At 44.5% G+C, this 15,742-nt stretch carries 14 protein-coding genes; 13 read left to right on the plus strand and 1 reads right to left on the minus strand.

What is annotated here, in order from left to right; genetic code table 11:
- The first annotated feature begins 293 nt into the window (after positions 1–293).
- The 6 genes from argS (at position 294) to H538_RS25475 (ending at position 5,627) form a co-directional block, all read left to right on the plus strand.
- Positions 294–1,964 (plus strand): arginine--tRNA ligase, encoded by a 1,671-nt coding sequence (gene argS / locus H538_RS0108415; RefSeq protein WP_026677231.1) that lies wholly within the window; start codon positions 294–296, stop codon positions 1,962–1,964.
- A gap of 98 nt (positions 1,965–2,062) precedes the next feature.
- Entirely contained in the window at positions 2,063–2,845 is a 783-nt protein-coding gene (locus tag H538_RS0108420; protein ID WP_026677232.1) for an alpha/beta fold hydrolase, read from the plus strand.
- 115 nt (positions 2,846–2,960) lie between these two features.
- The gene (locus H538_RS0108425) at positions 2,961–3,506 is read left to right on the plus strand and encodes a sigma-70 family RNA polymerase sigma factor (RefSeq protein ID WP_081412612.1); all 546 of its coding nucleotides are present in this window, start codon (positions 2,961–2,963) and stop codon (positions 3,504–3,506) included.
- A 5-nt stretch (positions 3,507–3,511) separates the two neighbouring features.
- Positions 3,512–3,934: a PadR family transcriptional regulator gene (locus H538_RS0108430; RefSeq protein ID WP_026677234.1), complete on the plus strand. Its 423-nt coding sequence runs from the start codon at positions 3,512–3,514 to the stop codon at positions 3,932–3,934.
- Positions 3,927–5,222 carry an FtsW/RodA/SpoVE family cell cycle protein gene (locus tag H538_RS0108435; RefSeq protein ID WP_026677235.1) on the plus strand — a complete coding sequence of 432 codons (1,296 nt, stop codon included), beginning with the start codon at positions 3,927–3,929 and terminating at the stop codon, positions 5,220–5,222. The genes H538_RS0108430 and H538_RS0108435 overlap by 8 nt, the downstream gene beginning before the upstream one ends.
- Before the next feature lie 234 nt (positions 5,223–5,456).
- Positions 5,457–5,627 carry an SPW repeat protein gene (locus tag H538_RS25475; protein WP_035350444.1) on the plus strand — a complete coding sequence of 57 codons (171 nt, stop codon included), beginning with the start codon at positions 5,457–5,459 and terminating at the stop codon, positions 5,625–5,627.
- 56 nt (positions 5,628–5,683) lie between these two features.
- On the opposite strand, the gene cls is transcribed toward H538_RS25475, so the two are convergent.
- Positions 5,684–6,865, minus strand: a complete 1,182-nt coding sequence (cls, locus tag H538_RS0108445) for a cardiolipin synthase (protein WP_026677237.1) — start codon at positions 6,863–6,865, stop codon at positions 5,684–5,686.
- A 208-nt stretch (positions 6,866–7,073) separates the two neighbouring features.
- Between cls and H538_RS0108450 the strand changes: the two genes are divergently transcribed.
- The 7 genes from H538_RS0108450 to H538_RS0108480 all read left to right on the plus strand — a co-directional run bounded on the left by H538_RS0108450 (position 7,074) and on the right by H538_RS0108480 (position 15,735).
- Positions 7,074–9,209, plus strand: a complete 2,136-nt coding sequence (locus tag H538_RS0108450) for a 4Fe-4S dicluster domain-containing protein (RefSeq protein ID WP_026677238.1) — start codon at positions 7,074–7,076, stop codon at positions 9,207–9,209.
- Between the two features lie 197 nt (positions 9,210–9,406).
- Positions 9,407–10,588 carry an acetyl-CoA C-acetyltransferase gene (locus tag H538_RS0108455; RefSeq protein ID WP_026677239.1) on the plus strand — a complete coding sequence of 394 codons (1,182 nt, stop codon included), beginning with the start codon at positions 9,407–9,409 and terminating at the stop codon, positions 10,586–10,588.
- Positions 10,589–10,614: 26 nt separating this feature from the next.
- On the plus strand, positions 10,615–11,466 hold the full coding sequence (locus H538_RS0108460) for a 3-hydroxybutyryl-CoA dehydrogenase (protein ID WP_026677240.1): 852 nt from the start codon (positions 10,615–10,617) through the stop codon (positions 11,464–11,466).
- Positions 11,467–11,825: 359 nt separating this feature from the next.
- Positions 11,826–12,968: an acyl-CoA dehydrogenase gene (locus H538_RS0108465; protein ID WP_026677241.1), complete on the plus strand. Its 1,143-nt coding sequence runs from the start codon at positions 11,826–11,828 to the stop codon at positions 12,966–12,968.
- Positions 12,969–12,981: 13 nt separating this feature from the next.
- Positions 12,982–14,124 carry an acyl-CoA dehydrogenase gene (locus tag H538_RS0108470; protein ID WP_026677242.1) on the plus strand — a complete coding sequence of 381 codons (1,143 nt, stop codon included), beginning with the start codon at positions 12,982–12,984 and terminating at the stop codon, positions 14,122–14,124.
- A 34-nt stretch (positions 14,125–14,158) separates the two neighbouring features.
- Positions 14,159–15,115, plus strand: coding sequence for a methylmalonyl Co-A mutase-associated GTPase MeaB (gene meaB / locus H538_RS0108475; protein WP_026677243.1), 957 nt, complete (start codon positions 14,159–14,161; stop codon positions 15,113–15,115).
- 2 nt (positions 15,116–15,117) lie between these two features.
- Complete coding sequence (locus H538_RS0108480) at positions 15,118–15,735, plus strand: TetR/AcrR family transcriptional regulator (protein WP_026677244.1); 618 nt, start codon at positions 15,118–15,120, stop codon at positions 15,733–15,735.
- The last annotated feature ends 7 nt before the right edge of the window (positions 15,736–15,742 follow it).

The raw sequence follows: 15,742 nt of genomic DNA on the forward strand, positions 1-15,742 counted from the left end.
AGCCTCTGCCTTATGACTAGACCGAACGAAGGAATGTAGGCACACAGATGCCAAGAGACATGGGAGGGTACGTCATCATAAGTTACGCAGAGATCCATTGTGCATCACATCATTCTCTAGCACTACTTACCATTATTACCCAGTAGTGGCCGCGTAGCGTACCCATAGGATGGAATAGTTTCACATAATATAAAAATATTGTTAGTATGCGTGTCGAAAATTATTTTTTTGACACCCCACCAACGGGTTAAACCGTTGATATATCAACATTTATAGAGGGAGGTTGATGAAACATGAACATCGTAGATCAAATGAAAGTCCAGTTAAAAAAAGAAATTGAAGAGGCTGTTTTAAAGGCCGGGCTTGCCGAAAGAGAGCAGCTTCCGGAAGTTGTGTTAGAAGTGCCGAAGGATAAAGCACATGGAGATTATGCGACAAATATGGCGATGCAGCTTGCCCGCATTGCAAAAAAGGCGCCGAGAATGATCGCTGATGAGATTGTAAAGCATTTTGATAAAACAAAGGCGTCGATTGGGAAAATTGAAATTGCCGGACCAGGTTTCATTAATTTTTATATGGACAATTCGTATTTGACGGATTTGATCCCGACCATTTTAAAAGCGGGCGAACATTATGGCGAAACGAACCTTGGACAGGGCAAAAAGGTGCAAGTCGAGTTCGTATCGGCCAATCCGACAGGAAACTTACACCTCGGCCATGCCCGCGGGGCGGCAGTCGGCGATACGCTTTCTAACATCCTTAATAAAGCGGGCTTTGACGTTTCCCGGGAATATTACATTAATGATGCCGGAAATCAAATCAACAATTTGGCGTACTCAATTGAAGCACGCTATCTTCAGGCGCTCGGAATGGAAAAAGAAATGCCGGCAGACGGTTATTACGGCGAGGATATTATCGAGTTCGGAAAAGAGCTCGCTGCCGAATACGGCGATAAGCTTACCAGAAAGGATGAAAAGGAACGGTTTGAGTTTTTCCGTGAATACGGGCTAAAACGGGAACTTGAAAAGATCAAGAAAGTTTTGGATGAATTTAGAGTTCCATTTGATGTCTGGTACTCTGAAAGATCTCTCTATGAAACAGGAAAAATTGATACCGCTCTTGAAAAATTGAAAGAAAAAGGTGTCATTTACGAAAAAGACGGGGCAACCTGGTTCCGCACAACCGATTTTGGGGATGACAAAGACCGTGTATTGATTAAAAATGATGGTTCGTATACGTATTTGACACCGGATATCGCCTACCATAAAGATAAACTGGAGCGCGGCTTTGAAAAGTTGATCAACGTCTGGGGTGCGGATCACCACGGCTATATTCCGCGGATGAAAGCGGCGATTGAAGCGCTTGGCCATGACCGCGAGCAGCTTGAAGTAGTGATTATCCAATTCGTTTCTCTATTCCAAAATGGCGAAAAAGTGAAGATGAGCAAACGTACAGGTAAGGCGGTAACGTTAAAAGACTTGATGGAGGAAGTCGGAATAGATGCAACCCGTTACTTCTTTGCAATGAGAAGCTCCGACACGCATCTTGATTTTGACATGGACTTAGCTGTATCCAAATCCAATGAAAACCCGGTCTTCTACGTGCAGTATGCGCATGCGCGGGTGTGCAGCATGCTTCGCCAGGGACAGGAAATGGGCCTTTCTTATGATGGGGAACTGGATTTATCCCACATTTCAACAGAAAAAGAGTTTGAGTTGTTAAAGAAGCTCGGGGAATTCCCAGCGGTCATCAATGAAGCGGCGGAGAAGCTGTTGACTCACCGCATTACGAACTATGTCTTTGAAGTGGCGTCCGCCCTGCACAGCTTTTACAACGCTGAACGCGTACTGGATGAAAGCAACAAAGAAAAATCAACGGCCCGCTATGCATTAATGAAAGCAACGCAAATCACCATCGAAAATGCCTTGAAGATCATCGGTGTTACGGCACCTGAGCGGATGTAAGTCTTTTACTCCTTTCTGAAATCGGAAAGGAGTTTTTTTATGCAAAATTGGGCATGATGTAAGAGACTTTTATTCGATGGGATAAGGCGGTAAAGTATATGGGAAATGTAACCCTACCAAACGGACTAAGCGTCTATTATGAAGATAGGGGAATTGGTCTGCCAATCGTATTCATTCATCCTCCCGGCATGAGCCATGTCGTGTTTAAATACCAGCGTTCGCTAGCGCAGGAGTTTCGGGTCATAACGTACGACATCAGGGGGCACGGTGGGTCTTCCTGGGAAGACAGCGCCTCATTATCCATCCCGATGCTCGCTTCCGACTTGCTCGCGCTATTAGATCATTTAACGATCAACCGGGCCGTCATTTGCGGGTATTCCGCTGGAGGATCGATCGCCCAGGAGTTTGCATTAAGTTACCCGGAACGAACGGAAGCGCTCGTGCTCTCCGGCGGGTTTCCTGAGGTGAACACCACCATTTTGTCAAAGCAATTTCAACTGGGGATGATCATGGCTGAAAAATGCCCGAACGTCCTCGGCAAGCTGCTCAGCTGGACGCATAAAAACAATCAAAACGACCGGGAAACGCTTTATGCCTATGACATGAAATGCAACAGAATTGCGTGGCGGATGTATTATGATGCCTCCTATCACTATAACTGCACGGAACAATTAAAAGCGATCCAGGTACCGACATTGCTCTTTTACGGGGACCGTTCATTTTACATGCATCCGTATTACCATATCTACAAAAAGCACGTTCCGGCGCACCTTTTGCACGCCGTCATCGTCCCCAAATCCCTCCATCAAATCCCTATTCGAAAGCATGATTATTTTAATAAAAAGTTGGCGGAGTTTTTGAGTGGGCTCCAAGCAATATAATGCAGCCACTAATACCAGGTTGTCGACCGTTTCGGCAATCTTTTATATTTTTTCAATGAAAATAAAACAAAAACCTATTGAACTCCGTCTAATAGATAGAGTAAGAGGGGAGGGAATGGATTTGGAAGAGTCTGTTTTTGACGTGGAGTCTATTGAAGCAGAAAATACTGATGTACTATTTGATCAAATTATGACCAATTATGGACAAGACATATTACAGCTAGTTTATTCTTATGTGCGAAATAAAACTATTGCTGAGGATTTAACCCAGGAAATATTTGTGAAATGTTATCGTTCACTTCATAAGTTTGAACGAAAATCAAAAATAAGAACGTGGCTTTACCGAATAGCGATTAACCATTGTAAAGATTACCTAAAGAGTTGGTATTTCAGAAAAGTTCACCTAACCGAAATAGGTGTTATTCATCGGGAATCTCTAGATAAACAGGTAGAACAAGTCATTGTTCAAAAAGATGATAAATCGGAATTAGTTGAAGCCATTTTACAACTGCCTCTTAAATATCGCGAAGCCATTTATCTCTATTATTTTGAAGACCTCTCGTTAAAAGAAATTGAAGTTTTAACGGATATTAATCAAAATACGATTAAAACAAGGCTGCGGCGGGCAAAAGAACTTCTGAAAAATGTGTTAGAGGGGTGAGTACTATGGAAGACCGGTTAAAAAACTTGAAGAATTTGAGAAAAAGAAATGTTTTTAATGAGTTGCAGTTTACAGAAGAACATCGTCAAAACATCTATAGGACGATTCAAAAGGAGAAAGAAAATGATCATGATGTAGTAATGGCAGTTTTACAACTGCTGGCCAACCCAAAAACAGGCTTTGAAATAATTAAGAATTTACGTAGCCGGGGAATTAAGCGATTTGAAAATGATGAAGGCTCCATCTATACCTTACTGCATCATCTGGTACAAAAAGAATACATCATAACATACTGGGACGAAAATAACATCAAACAATATGCTTTAAGCTATAAAGGGAAAAAGGTTTTAAAAAAGGCAGAAAGACAACAAAAGGCACTTTCGTCATGTCTGAAAGATTTATTGGAAGGAGATTTGTTATATGAATGAAAGAAAGTCTTTCTTGCAACAAGTAATGAGCCATATCCGTTCAAAAGAGGCAAAGAAATTAGTGGCAATGGAACTTGATTATCATATGGAAGAGGCGATAAAAGATTGGAGGGAAAAAGGCCTGTCAGAAGAAGAGGCGGAAAAGCGTGCCGTTAAGCAAATGGGTAATCCAGATACATTAGGAATGAAGCTAAATAAACTTCATCGTCCAAAAATAGATTGGAATCTTTTATTGCTTTTTGCTTTAGCGATCGGCTTAGGCTTTTTACCTGCGGTTATTGCGCAGCATACAGGTTATAGCTCAGGTTATAGCTTTTTTTATAATAAAATTAAAGTCATTACAGTTGGAGCGGTTATCGTTATTTTATTCATGTTGTTCGATTATAGAAAAGTGAAATCATACGGATGGATTTTTTATGGAATTGGTTGCTTGATTCTCATTCTGGCCGGAATGGTTTCTCTAAACGTTTTCGGTACGACTATTAATGGGTGGCCGTATTTTGTATTAGGACCGTTTCTTTTAAATACGTCAATCACTCTACCATTCTTTTATATTGCATGGGCATGTTTTTTTCAAAACGAGAAAATCAAGCTATGGATGCTGGCCATACAGTTTTTCATATCTTTTGCCTTGCTAGTTCAAGTAAGCACTCTCTCGTTTATAGTAATGTATAGTTTGATGGTGTTCATAATGTTTATATGGAAAGTAAGGAAAGAAAAGAAAGTCCTTTTATTTACCGGTATGGTTGCAATGGGTCTATCAATGGTTGGTTTTTTAATTGTATTGACAAACTCTGCCCAAAAAGCCCGCTTCTTAGGTTTTTTAAATCCCCATAAATATCGGGAAGCAGCGGGGTACTTAAACTTACAAATAGAAAAAATTATGTCACAGGCAGGGTGGTTTGGACATGCTTTGCCTAAAAAAGATCCAATTGTTATTGAACCATATACTGATCTCGTTTTTGTAACGTTGACCTATGTGTATGGCTGGCTTTTTTCAATTGCATTAGTAGTAATCCTGGCCGGTTTTCTCTTCAGAATTGTTCAAATATGTAAGAAGATACATGATCCGTTTGGCCAGCAAATTATCATTGGAGGACTTACCATTTATGCTGTGCCGCTTGTTTATAATATATTGATGACAATTGGCTTGCTACCCATTGCAGGATTTTCACTGCCGTTTATTAGTTATGGATTTACACCGGTCTTTACTTTTTCAATTGTAATTGGAGCTATATTAAGCGTGTACCGCAGGAAAGGCTTAATCCAATCTAACGTAAACCTATAGCTTATATTTTCACCCAACGTGATCATCCTAAACGGCTGCTTAAGAAACTTAAACCGATAGGAAACGTTGGTTTTCTTGGCAAAGAATGATTTTTTATTTATCAGGAATAAAAAATCATCGTACCTCATATCCTTTACTATCATCCCAATAACGGATTTTGCTATGGTCGCTCGCCCAAATCCAACTACCATCCACCGCCGGAATGGAGAAATCAGCTTAGAGGAGGATAGGATTATGTGGCAAACATGGCTGTCTGGACTTATTGGTATTTGGCTCATCATTTCACCATGGATTTACAAGTTTGATGGAAACAACGGGGCATTGTGGAATAATATCGTATTTGGTGCCATTATTCTTATTCTTGCGATTTGGTCAGGCACAACGACAAAAAACCAAAAACCTTAGCCGCTTTTTGGTCTAAATGTGTAACAGCCATCCCTCTTCGGATGGCTGTTTTCGTATTATAAAAATGGAGCAATGGCCGTTGCGATACATTCTTTGACTTTAAACCAGAACGTTCGCTCGTTGTAGTGTTCCAACGTTAGCCTGTCAGAATGGCTGAAATCCGTCTCGAGCACTTGTTTGACCGTTTGAATCAACTCGTGATCTTTAAAAATGCAGTTGATTTCCCCGTTAGTAAAAAAACTTCGCAAATCGAAATTGGCTGTGCCGATATCGCATAATTCATCATCCACAAGAAAGGCTTTGGCATGGAAAAATCCTTGTTTGAACTGGTAAATGGAACAGCCTGCTTTTAACAAATCTTTAAAATAAGGATAAGAAGCTTCTTGAACGAGCGGATGATCAGGTTTTTTAGGAACTAAAATGGTAATTTGGACCCCGCGGGACACCGCATCCAAAAGTGCCCGGTGAATCTCTTTTCCCGGAATAAAATAAGGCGAGCCGATCACGATCGACTTCTCGGCTTTTTGAATATGGCGGAGAAAAAAAGAATAAACCCCGTTCCCGTCAGACGGTTGGATCAAAAATTGCTTCTCCTTTTTTTCCGCCTTAGGATAATAAGCCTCCATATGGAGCAATTCTTTCGTCGCCCTCCTCCAGTCGACGAGAAACTGCTTTTGCAGCGCATGCACGACTTCCCCTTCCAGCCGCATATGATAGTCGCGCCAGTCGCCAAGGTCAGGGTCGCGCCCTAAATATTCATCCCCAACATTAAATCCGCCAAGATAGCCGATCTTCCCGTCAATAATCGTTAACTTTCGATGGTTCCGCTGGTTGAGGCGATAAAGAAAGAAAGGGAACCCCGGTTTGTTGCTGAAGGCAAAATCAATCCTCGCCTTTTTAAAGCGTTGGATCGTTTTTTTATCGATCGAGAAGCTGCCGATATAATCGACCAATAGTTTGATGGATACACCTTCTGCCGCTTTTTGCATTAACAGGGAAGTCATTTTCTTGCCAATATGGTCTTCGCGAAAAATATAAAATTGAATGTGGATATGATGAACCGCTTTTTCGATATCTTGAAACAATGCGTCAAAAAATTGATGCCCGGTCGGCAAAAAGTGGCCATCACCATTATGTAAACGTGTAATCGGAGGGCTTATTCGATATTTCTTTTTCCCCAGGTAAAAATCAAGCCACACGAGAAATACAAAAATAAAAAGGACAATCAACAAAATCATCGCGGCCAAACCCCGTCGTCCTCCTTTCCACCAAATGATTAATTAGTATACCCTAAATGCACTGAAAAAATTTTTAAAATTTTTATGGCGACTGAATGCTCATTCATAATTATTTATGGTATAATGGTTTCAGAAAATTCGATTGCTTTAGAATTATTAGCCTACACGCTGTAAAATGGCTGCATCTCATTTGAAAGGAGCATTACGGATGAATGGCTTGCAAATGTTGAATTGGATTTTGTTTCTTCTTGTAACCGTTTACGCCATTTATTTATTTGCTTATGTCGTAAAAACGCGTTACACCTTCATTAAAATGGGGAAAAAAGTGGAATTTGACCATACCGTAAAAGAACGAATAAAAGCAGTTCTTATTAATGTCTTTGGCCAAAAGAAACTGTTGAAAGATAAAAAAAGCGGCGCGATCCATGTCATGTTTTTCTACGGCTTCATCCTCGTGCAATTTGGCGCCATTGATTTTATTTGGAAAGGACTTGCACCGGGGTCGCATCTTCCGCTCGGGCCATTGTATCCAGGCTTTACATTTTTTCAAGAAATTGTGACATTCGTCATTTTAGTGGCCGTTGTCTGGGCGTTTTACCGCCGTTATATTGAAAAGCTTGTCCGCTTAAAGCGCGGGTTTAAATCCGGCCTTGTCCTTTTATTTATTGGCGGGTTGATGCTTTCTGTTTTACTCGGGAATGGAATGGAGATCAATTGGCATCATCTTGAAATGAGTTGGACGATGCCGATTGCGTCAGGGATCGCCTATTTGTTTCATTGGATGGGAGAAACCCCAACCATCGTTTTATTTTACATTGCCTGGTGGGCGCACCTTTTATTCTTGTTAACATTCCTTGTTTATGTGCCGCAGTCGAAGCACGCTCACTTGATTGCGGGTCCGGCAAACGTCTGGCTCGGCCGGAAAGATAAAGTAGGAAAGCTTTCTTCGATTGATTTTGAAGATGAATCACAGGAAGTGTTTGGCGTCGGCAAAATTGAAGATTTCAACCAGAAGCAGTTGGTTGACCTTTATGCATGTGTCGAGTGCGGGCGCTGCACGAGCATGTGCCCGGCCAGCGGAACAGGAAAAATGCTCTCGCCGATGGACCTTATTCTTAAGCTTCGTGATCATTTAACGGAAAAAGGGGCGGCGGTCACTTCACGAACCCCATGGATGCCGGCATTTGCCTTTACCAATACGAAAGGCAATCAGATCGCTTTCCAGGCTGCCGGAAAAGGGGCAAAGGAAACAGCTGCAACAACTGATGGCAGCTCTGCTTTCAAATTCGAGTACAACATCGAATTAATCGGCGAGGTGATTACAGAAGAAGAGATCTGGGCATGTACGACGTGCCGCAACTGTGAAGACCAGTGTCCGGTCATGAATGAGCATGTGGACAAAATCATCGATATGCGCCGTTACCTCGTTTTAACGGAAGGAAAGATGGACACTGAGGCGAAACGGGCGATTCAAAGCATTGAAAAACAGGGGAACCCATGGGGGCTCTCCCGCAAAGAACGTGAAAACTGGCGTGAACTTCGTGACGATGTTGTTGTTCCAACCATAAAAGAAATGGAAAAAGCGGGTGAGGAGTTTGAGTATCTCTTCTGGGTCAGCTCGATGGGCGCTTACGATAATCGGAGCCAGAAGATCGCCCTCGCTTTTGCGAAAATCATGAACGAAGCGGGCATTAAGTTCGCCATTCTCGGAAACAAAGAAAAGAACTCGGGAGATACGCCAAGACGAATCGGAAACGAGTTTTTATTCCAGGAAATTTGCAATAAAAACATTGAATTGTTCCAGAAGCATAATGTGAAAAAGATCGTGACGATCGATCCGCATGCGTATAACACGTTTAAAAATGAATATCCGGAATTTGGCCTCGAGGCCGAAGTGTACCACCATACTGAGCTGCTTGCCAAATGGATAAAAGAAGGACGCATCAAGCCGAAGCATGAAGTGAATGAAACGATTACGTATCACGATTCATGCTACCTCGGCCGCTACAACGAAGTGTATGAGCCGCCAAGGGAAATTTTAAAAGCGATTCCGGGCGTCAAGCTTGTAGAAATGGACCGCAACCGCCAAAACGGAATGTGCTGCGGCGCCGGTGGAGGCATGATGTGGATGGAGGAGAAAACAGGACAGCGGGTGAACGTTGCCCGCACCGAGCAGGCACTTGCAGTTCATCCGACGATGATCGGAAGTGGCTGTCCATACTGCCTGACGATGCTAAGCGATGGAACAAAAGCGAAAGAAGTGGAAGATCAAGTGCAAACATTGGATGTCGTTGAAATACTGGAACGATCGTTGTTTAAGCCGGAGAAAGAACTTGTTCATTAAATGTTGTACTTCAGGAATCGGCAAATGGCTTGATTCCGGTTCACCTCAAATCACTCATACAGCAAAAATAGCGGATAGGATCCTGCTGAAAAACCAACCATGACAGCAGGACTTTCCGCTGTAGTAAGGGTGACTGAGCGTTCGTTCGACCAAGTTTGAAAACGGTTACGAGAATGAAAATAGAGGAGGAAATGAAAATGGGGAAAACGGTTATTGTCAGCGGAGTGCGTACGCCGATTGGAAAGCTGGGAGGAACCTTAAGTAGTTTAACGGCGTCTGACCTCGGGGGAATTGCGATTAAAGAGGCGTTAAATCGGGCGAATGTTGCTCCGGAGGAAGTCGGTGAAGTCATTATGGGCACTGTCCTTCAAGGAGGCCAGGGGCAAATCCCGTCCCGCCAGGCCGCAAGAAAAGCCGGGCTGCCATGGGAAGTGAAAACGGAAACGATTAACAAAGTGTGTGCATCGGGCTTACGCAGCGTCACTCTAGCCGACCAGATCATCCGTGCAGGAGATGAAGAAGTGATCGTCACCGGGGGAATGGAATCGATGTCCAACGCGCCGTATCTTTTGCCGAAAGCACGCTGGGGGCTTCGCATGGGAGATGGCCAGGTGAAAGACTTAATGATTCATGACGGCCTTACATGTTCATTTACCGGTGTGCATATGGGCATTTACGGCAACGATGTTGCGAAAGAACTGGGAATTTCCCGCGAAAAACAGGATGAATGGGCATTAAGAAGCCACATGCGGGCGATCGCCGCCATGGAAGATGGAACATTTGCCGGGGAAATTGTTCCCGTGGAAGTGCCGCAACGGAAAGGTGACCCGATCATCGTCTCTAAGGATGAAGGTCCGAGAAAAGATACGTCTTTCGAAAAACTGGCGGGGCTCAAACCTGTCTTTTCACCAACCGGAACGATCACGGCAGGCAATGCACCGGGCGTGAATGACGGTGCAGCCGCCCTCGTGTTAATGAGCGAAGAGCGGGCGGAAAAAGAAGGAAAAGAAGTGCTTGCCACCATTGTAGGGCATGCGGCGATTGCTATGGAGGCGAAAGATTTCCCGAAAACGCCTGGACTTGTCATTCATAAGCTGCTAGAGAAAACCGGGAAATCGTTAGATGAAATTGATCGATTTGAAATTAATGAAGCGTTTGCGGCCGTCGCTTTAACAAGCGCTGAACTTGCCGGGCTTGATTTAGAAAAAGTGAACGTCAACGGCGGCGCGGTGGCATTAGGACACCCGATTGGCGCAAGCGGCGCCCGCATTCTCGTCACACTCATTCATGAATTGAAACGGCGCGGCGGAGGGCTTGGCATTGCGTCCATTTGCAGCGGCGGAGGCCAGGGCGATGCCATTTTGATTGAAGTCAAATAAAAAACGAATATCTGGGGGAGAAAAACATGAACATTAAAACGATTATGGTCGCTGGTAGCGGACAAATGGGATCGGGCATTGCCCAGGTTTGCGCCATGGCCAACTACAGCGTCATTTTACATGATTTAAAAGACGAGTTCGTTGAAAAAGGCATGCAAACGATCACGAAAAATCTTTCACGCCAGGTAGAAAAAGGGCGAATGACGGATCGCGAAAAAGCTGAAATTTTAAATCGGATCGAGCGGTCGACTGAACTTTCAAACGCTGAAAAAGCTGATCTTGTCATCGAGGCGGTTGTAGAAAATATGGACGCCAAATCGCAATTGTTTAAAATGCTCGACGAACTTGCGCCGGAGCACACCATTCTGGCAAGCAATACGTCGTCCTTGCCGATTACGGAAATTGCCGCGGTGACGAAACGTCCGGAAAAAGTAATTGGGATGCACTTCATGAATCCTGTTCCTGTCATGAAGCTCGTTGAAATTATCCGCGGCCTTCAGACGAGCGATGAAGTCTATGAAACAATCGAAGCCGTTTCAAAGAAATTAAGCAAAGTGCCGGTCGAAGTGAACGATTTCCCTGGCTTTATCTCTAATCGCATTTTAATGCCGATGATCAACGAGGCTATTTATGCCGTCTATGAAGGGGTGGCGACGCCTGAAGCGATCGATGAAATCATGAAGCTCGGAATGAATCATCCGATGGGGCCTCTTACGCTCGCCGACTTCATTGGTTTGGATACATGTCTGTACATTATGGAAGTGCTTCACGAAGGGTTCGGTGACGATAAATACCGCCCATGCCCACTCTTGCGCAAATATGTAAAAGCCGGTTGGCTCGGAAGGAAATCCGGAAGAGGGTTTTACAGCTACAACTAGTGCCTTTTAAAAAAACGAGCCAAACTTCTCGCAATTGGCACTGATTCTATCATTTTCGATAATAAAACGATGACTTCAGACAATAAAATGTTGAAATCCGACAATAAGTGGCTTCAATCGGCTAATAAAACAAGTAATATTTAGACGTTTTGTATCTTTATTGTCCGAAAGGCAAAATTTATTGTCCAAAATCAAGGAGTTATTATCCGAAAATTAAAGTTTATTGTCCGAGGACCAGATAATTTGAACGGTTCCAGACGTTTTTCCTGATCTGGCTTTCCTTCAAAACGAATAGGCCTGCTGCTGTGTTTAAAACCATTTCCCTGGAGGGGCACCAGTACAAAGGAGATTGATGAGCGATGAACCTCACCTTTACCGAAGAGCAGTTGATGATGCAGAAAATGGTGCGGGATTTTGCGCAAAAAGAAATTGCGCCGTATGTAGAAAAAATGGATGAAACCGACCAGTTTCCGCGTGAGATCATTGATAAAATGGCGGATCTTGGCTTGCTTGGAATTCCGATTCCTGAAGAGTATGGTGGAGCGGGAATGGACTTTATTTCTTACATTATTGCCATCCATGAATTGTCGAAAGTAAGTGCGACGATTGGCGTCATTTTATCCGTTCATACGAGTGTCGGAACAAACCCGATTCTTTATTTTGGAACGGAAGAACAAAAACAAAAATACATTCCGAAGCTTGCAAGCGGCGAGTTTCTTGGCGCATTCGGATTGACCGAACCGGGATCGGGTTCTGATGCCGCAAGTTTAAAAATGAAGGCCGTTAAAAAAGGAGACCGCTATCTTATAAACGGATCAAAAATTTTCATCACAAACGCGGGAGAAGCCGACACGTACATCGTTTTTGCTTCCACCGACCCGGATGCCGGCAGCCGCGGGATTTCCGCATTCATCGTTGAAAAGGATACGCCGGGTTTTTCCGTCGGCAAAAAGGAGAAGAAAATGGGGCTGAACGGCTCCAATACGAGCGAGTTGATTTTTGACAATGCTGAAGTGCCGGCGGAGAATTTGCTCGGGAATGAAGGATGCGGCTTTAAAATCGCGATGAGCAACCTCGATGTGGGAAGGATTGGGATTGCGGCACAGTCGCTCGGCATTGCTGAAGCGGGCCTTGAGTATTCGCGTAATTATGCAAAAGACCGCAAGCAATTCGGAAAACCGATCGGTGCCCAGCAAGGAATTGCGTTTAAACTCGCGGATATGGCGACAAAGGTCGAAGCGGCAAAACTATTAACATACCGTGCGGCCAACCTTCGCGCACTCCATTTGCCGTGCAAGAAAGAAGCGTCGATGGCAAAGCTGTTTGCCTCAAAGGCGGCAATGGAAGTCGCGACGGATGCCATTCAAGTTCATGGAGGGTACGGGTATACGAAAGATTATCCGGTAGAGAGGCTCTTCCGCGATGCGAAAGTTTGTGAAATCTATGAAGGCACAAGCGAGATTCAAAGAATCGTCATTAGCAAGCAACTATTAGGCGAATAAAGGAGAGAAAACCATGCAATTTCAATTATCAGATGAACATGAAATGATCCGAAAAATGGTCCGTGATTTCGCAAAAAATGAAGTCGAACCGACAGCGGCGGAGAGGGATGAAGAGGAACGATTTGACCGCTCGCTTTTCGACAAGATGGGAGAGCTCGGTCTTGCGGGCATTCCGTGGCCAGAGGAGTATGGCGGCATCGGCGGGGATTACTTAATGTACGTTATCGCAGTAGAAGAACTTTCCCGCGTCTGCGCTTCAACAGGGGTTACGTTATCCGCGCATACATCACTTGCTGGCTGGCCGATCTATAAATTTGGCACGGAAGAACAAAAGCAAAAATTTCTCCGTCCGATGGCCGAAGGAAAGAAGCTCGGCGCTTACGGCTTGACGGAACCGGGCTCAGGATCTGACGCTTCCAATATGAAAACGACGGCAAGAAAAGAAGGCGACCATTATATTTTAAATGGCTCGAAAATATTCATTACTAACGCTGGAGATGCGGAAATTTACGTCGTTTTTGCAAGGACGGATATTGAAGCCGGCCATCGCGGGGTATCTGCCTTTATCGTTGAAAAAGGAACGCCAGGGTTTTCATTCGGCAAAAAGGAGAAAAAGCTCGGCATCCGTTCTTCACTAACACTTGAAATTATTTTTGAAGATTGCAAGATTCCGGCTGAAAATCTTCTAGGAAAAGAAGGAGAAGGGTTCAAAATCGCGATGATGACGCTCGATGGCGGACGGAACGGAATTGCTGCCCAGGCGGTCGGGATCGCTCAAGGGGCGCTTGATGCTGCAGTCGGCTACGCGAAAGAGCGGAAGCAATTCGGCAAACCGATCGGGGCGAATCAAGGAATTGCCTTTAAGATCGCGGACATGGCGACAAAAGTCGAAGCCGCAAGACTCTTAACCTATCAAGCGGCCTGGAGGGAATCAGAAGGCCTCCCTTACGGAAAAGAGTCGGCAATGTCGAAGCTGTATGCCGGAGATATCGCAATGGAAGTGACAACAGATGCGGTTCAAGTGTTCGGCGGCTATGGCTATACGAAAGATTATCCGGTTGAACGCTACATGCGCGATGCAAAAATTACGCAAATTTACGAAGGAACACAGGAAATCCAGCGGCTTGTCATTTCAAAAATGTTATTGAAAGATTAACAGCTGGTTGTAATAACATTGACAGGAGGACGTTATGCACGAACTCGCCGAGCGCATTCATTATAAAGACGAACGTGCACTGGCACGCGCCATTTCTTATGTCGAAAATGACCATCCCGATAAGCTAAAACTGCTTACGGATATCCATTCATTGCAAAAAAAGGCCCACTTTATTGGCTTAACCGGTTCGCCGGGTGCGGGCAAAAGTTCACTCGTCAATCGTTTGATTACCCATTTGCGGAAACAACAGCTTACAGTTGGCGTCGTCGCCGTTGACCCGACAAGTCCGTTTAGCGGCGGGGCGATATTGGGGGATCGTGTACGAATGAGCGGGCATTTTACCGATTCAGGAGTCTTTATTCGAAGCATGGGAACGAGAGGGAGCCTAGGCGGTTTAGCCCGGACAACGAAAGAGACGGTTCGCTTAATGGATGCGTACGGTTTTGACGTCATTTTGATCGAGACGGTTGGCGTCGGGCAGTCCGAGCTCGATATTATGAAAATCGCCGATACGATAGCGGTTGTTCTGAATCCGGGCAGCGGTGACGTCGTCCAGGTTTTTAAAGCGGGAATTATGGAAATTGCTGATTTGTTCGTCATTAATAAAGCGGATTTGCCGGGTGTTCCGAAATTGATGGGGGAACTTCACTCGATGCTCGATTTGGTGAAACATGACGCTCCCTACCGTCCGCCGATTGTAAAAACGATATCCGTTCAAAATAAAGGGCTGGATGAACTGTGGGATCGATTAAAGGAGCATCGGCATTATCTCGAAAGGAGCGGGGAAGGCGAGTCACGCCGGCTTCGTTCCCTTGAGCATGAAGTGATCGAAGTTGTTCATCATGAACTGATGAAAGAAGTGTGGGAACAGGAAGAGCGAAATGGTTTCCCGTGGCTTAGAGAAGTGCAGGCGGGAGAAATGGATCCATATACGGCGGCTCAAACGATACTGAACAGATGGCGTAAAAACCTGATAGGAAAAGAGGGATAACGTTGGGGAGAAAGGAAGTTCCGTCGCTCGTTAAAGATGAAAAACTTATCCAGAAGCGCCGCGAAGAAATGGTGAAAGCAGCTGTCACACTTTTTAAGAAAAACGGCTATCACCGGACAACAACGCGGGAAATAGCGAAAGCTTCTGGATTCAGCATCGGAACACTTTACGAGTATATTCGGACAAAAGAAGATATTTTATATTTAGTCTGTGACAGCATTTATGACGGAGTCCGCGAGCGCCTTCAGGAAAGCCTGCGCGGCGAAGAAGGCGGTTTGGTCGGCATCAAGCGGGCGATCGCCGCTTACTTTAAAGTTGTTGATGATATGCAGGATGAAGTGCTTGTCATGTATCAGGAGGCAAAGTCATTGTCGAAAGAAGCCCTTCCCTACGTGTTGAAGAAAGAATTAGAAATGACAGGCATTTTCGAAGACCTGTTAATGCAGGCGGCCAGAGGGGGAGAACTGAACCTGGCCCCGGATGAAATTCCGCTCGTTGCCCATAACATTTTAATTCATGGCCAAATGTGGACGTTCCGCCGCTGGATCTTGCAAAAAATGTACACGTTAGAGGAATATACGAAAAAGCAAACGGATTTGTTGCTGAAAGGTGTGCTTTGAACAATCG

This window comes from Fictibacillus gelatini DSM 15865 (assembly GCF_000430745.1).
GTDB classification, from domain to species: Bacteria; Bacillota; Bacilli; order Bacillales; family Fictibacillaceae; genus Fictibacillus_A; species Fictibacillus_A gelatini.

Bases quoted from the DNA above. Each gene is read 5' to 3' on its own strand.
- argS (WP_026677231.1), top strand. From the start codon at position 294: ATGAACATCGTAGATCAAATGAAAGTCCAGTTAAAAAAAGAAATTGAA.
- H538_RS0108420 (WP_026677232.1), top strand. From the start codon at position 2,063: ATGGGAAATGTAACCCTACCAAACGGACTAAGCGTCTATTATGAAGAT.
- H538_RS0108425 (WP_081412612.1), top strand. From the start codon at position 2,961: ATGGATTTGGAAGAGTCTGTTTTTGACGTGGAGTCTATTGAAGCAGAA.
- H538_RS0108430 (WP_026677234.1), top strand. From the start codon at position 3,512: ATGGAAGACCGGTTAAAAAACTTGAAGAATTTGAGAAAAAGAAATGTT.
- H538_RS0108435 (WP_026677235.1), top strand. From the start codon at position 3,927: ATGAATGAAAGAAAGTCTTTCTTGCAACAAGTAATGAGCCATATCCGT.
- H538_RS25475 (WP_035350444.1), top strand. From the start codon at position 5,457: ATGTGGCAAACATGGCTGTCTGGACTTATTGGTATTTGGCTCATCATT.
- cls (WP_026677237.1), bottom strand. From the start codon at position 6,865: ATGATTTTGTTGATTGTCCTTTTTATTTTTGTATTTCTCGTGTGGCTT.
- H538_RS0108450 (WP_026677238.1), top strand. From the start codon at position 7,074: ATGAATGGCTTGCAAATGTTGAATTGGATTTTGTTTCTTCTTGTAACC.
- H538_RS0108455 (WP_026677239.1), top strand. From the start codon at position 9,407: ATGGGGAAAACGGTTATTGTCAGCGGAGTGCGTACGCCGATTGGAAAG.
- H538_RS0108460 (WP_026677240.1), top strand. From the start codon at position 10,615: ATGAACATTAAAACGATTATGGTCGCTGGTAGCGGACAAATGGGATCG.
- H538_RS0108465 (WP_026677241.1), top strand. From the start codon at position 11,826: ATGAACCTCACCTTTACCGAAGAGCAGTTGATGATGCAGAAAATGGTG.
- H538_RS0108470 (WP_026677242.1), top strand. From the start codon at position 12,982: ATGCAATTTCAATTATCAGATGAACATGAAATGATCCGAAAAATGGTC.
- meaB (WP_026677243.1), top strand. From the start codon at position 14,159: ATGCACGAACTCGCCGAGCGCATTCATTATAAAGACGAACGTGCACTG.